General features: G+C 33.0%; 1 protein-coding gene and 1 pseudogene. Both read right to left on the reverse strand.

Features of this window, described 5'->3' with window-relative positions:
• Positions 1–273 (reverse strand): annotated as a pseudogene (locus INF61_RS22695) (glycosyltransferase family 1 protein); the annotation flags it as partial.
• Positions 263–1,177 (reverse strand): glycosyltransferase (locus INF61_RS22700; RefSeq protein ID WP_193548152.1); only part of this gene is annotated, 915 nt, incomplete at its 5' end. The pseudogene INF61_RS22695 and the gene INF61_RS22700, both read right to left, overlap by 11 nt.

Raw genomic sequence — 1,177 nt, forward strand, 5'->3', positions numbered from 1 at the left:
AATATTAAATACTATATCTACATAATTATTCTTAAAAACACTATAGAAATTAAATATAGTATATAAATCTCTTAGAGGGTTTAAACCACTTTTATCAATTTTTATGTTTTTATATTGGCAACCCAAGGATTCCAAGAAGCCTGTATAAGCATCATAAGGAGCACATACTATAACACTGAATCCTTGATTCAACAATGTAAGAATTGTGTTTCTTCGAAAATTGTAAATATACCAGCAAGTGTTTGCCGTTATCGCTATGGTTTTATTTTGCATAATGTTTTTTGTATATATTCAACCAATTATCAACTACAGCATTAATAGAAAATTTGTCTTCTATGCGAGTTCTTGCTTTACTTGTGAATTCATTGATTTCTGCATCATCTAATTCAAGCGCGTAAAGAATACCATCAGCAAGGTGCGCTGGTGAGTTCGTTGGTACGATTGTTCCACAGTCACCCAAAATTTCGGCTACACCACCGCACCGGGTAGTAACGATCAGGCAATTGCATGACATCGCCTCTCCGATAACCAAAGGCATTCCTTCCCATGCAGACGACATGACATATATATCTGCTGCGCTCATTAATTGAGGTATATCATCCCTAACACCTAAAAAAATAACATATGGCACAAGATCAAGTTGATGCCTTAACAAAGAGATTTTATCAAATAATTCACCGTCTCCTGCTATTAATAGTCGAAGATTAACCTTTCCTTTCTCACTAATAAGTATTTTAAACGATTGGAGCAAATTTGGATAATCTTTAGATTCCGTAAATCTTCCAACGGCCAAAATTAGCATATGTTCTTCCGATAAGGATAATTCAGACAGAAGCTTCTTTTTTGCAGTAGGTATAAATTTAAATTTATCTGTATCAATACCATTGCTTACAGCAATAATTTTATTCAGAGGTGCAATTTTTTTATGAATATTTTCATTTACAGCATCAATACTTACATTAGTTATCAAATCGCATAAATGAGAAGTGATTTTATATAAAAACATCCTCACTTTTCCACCTTCATATCTACTATGCGATGATGAAATTAAAACATTCATCTTTGTGAGGCAACGTATTAGTCGGCAAATAATATTCGCATGAAATAGATGGCTATGAACAACATCTGGAGCCCGGACTTCTATGATTTTACTCAATGCTAAAAAAGTTTTTACTAA

The organism is Enterobacter cloacae complex sp. P18RS, from assembly GCF_014982105.1.
Taxonomy (GTDB): Bacteria; Pseudomonadota; Gammaproteobacteria; order Enterobacterales; family Enterobacteriaceae; genus Enterobacter; species Enterobacter hormaechei_C.